The 1,251-nt window shown below is 37.1% G+C and carries 2 protein-coding genes and 1 pseudogene; 1 reads left to right on the top strand and 2 read right to left on the bottom strand.

Features of this window, described 5'->3' with window-relative positions; genetic code table 11:
• Positions 1-96: transposase domain-containing protein (locus FTV14_RS15865; protein WP_151760394.1), on the top strand; the 96-nt coding region annotated here is incomplete at its 5' end.
• A gap of 174 nt (positions 97-270) precedes the next feature.
• On the opposite strand, the gene repM is transcribed toward FTV14_RS15865, so the two are convergent.
• Both repM and FTV14_RS15855 read right to left on the bottom strand, forming a co-directional pair.
• On the bottom strand, positions 271-1,092 hold the full coding sequence (gene repM, locus FTV14_RS15860) for a replication initiation protein RepM (RefSeq protein WP_180038245.1): 822 nt from the start codon (positions 1,090-1,092) through the stop codon (positions 271-273).
• 84 nt (positions 1,093-1,176) lie between these two features.
• Positions 1,177-1,251: pseudogene (locus FTV14_RS15855) on the bottom strand (IS6 family transposase); the annotation flags it as partial.

The following is a 1,251-nucleotide window of genomic DNA, read 5'->3' as shown; positions in this document are numbered from 1 at the left end:
GCCTATTTAAGTGATGTGCTGAAAAGGCTGCCGACGCATAAAGTGACCCAAATAGAAGAATTACTGCCACACCGCTGGAAATCCGACCAAAATTAAAAAATAGGCATGGGATTCAGCGGACGCTTACCTAATATAGCAGTTTTTCACTGAATAGAACTCAGATAACTTATCATTTGGTGATAGTCAGAAGCCTTTATTCCCTTAAAATAATTTTTGTTTTTGATATCAAGGACTACTTCTACCACAACCTGTAAACAGCGAATAAAAATCTTAAAATTTAAACCCTAATTTCGATAAGAAGGGTAAATATACTTTCTGCTTTTCACTATCTAATAATGCTTCAGCAATTTGTTCAGCAAACACATCGTAACTTCGACCTGCTTGCCCTTGTGCCAAATACGATGCCTCATGTAATTGAGATATTTTTTTAGCGAAGGCAAAGCGTTGATTATCGGTCATGGTTATAAACATATCTACTGTATGTGGATCACGCTCTGTCTTTTCAGCTTTTACCGTTTTGGGCTTGGTTCTTTGTTTAAATTTAAAGGTAAATCCTGTAATAGTGCGACCTTGCTTGTGTTGCTCATATTCAGCAATAATATCCGTGTGTTCGTTAATTTGACTAATAGCCAAATCTAAAACTCTTGCTTTGAAATGGTGCATACGCACATATTCATCACTCAATAACCCAAAATGATTTCTTAACTCATCTAACGAGATTTCATTGGTTTTGCCCACAGACCGCCATTTAATCAAAAACTCATACAGGCGAATAGCATATCGGCTCTGTAAGCCTTTAATTTGCTCTATCTCGTATTTGGTAAATTTTTTTTCCAATCCTACAATTAATGGTACAACGTCATTGGCGAATACTAATCTTACCAATCCTAAATCATTAACGTAACTAATCTTTTGCACAAAGCGACTGCGGACAAACTCAATTTTTTGACTACCCTCAACAAACTGGGTGTAATTAAATTCCGCTTCAAATAAACCATTGACTCCACGCTTTAGGGCTTCATAAGCCGTATGTTTAGCCACGTCAAACTGTTGCATATAAGATTGGGCATGAATAGTTAAAGTCTTGTTCAATACACTTTCAATATTATCGCCCAACTTACGAGGGCACTGTTGCAAATAGAGATTTGAGTCGATGATGTTCCCTTTAAAAAGTGCTTAGAGACCGAAAACCCTGTTGATTAGACACACTTCACCCTGAGGCTGACCATAATAAAATGACGATGCTTGTCC

Origin of the sequence: Acinetobacter sp. YH12236 (assembly GCF_013417645.1) — a bacterium.
In the GTDB taxonomy this organism is placed as follows: domain Bacteria; phylum Pseudomonadota; class Gammaproteobacteria; order Pseudomonadales; family Moraxellaceae; genus Acinetobacter.
This window is presented reverse-complemented; position numbering and strand designations above follow the sequence as displayed.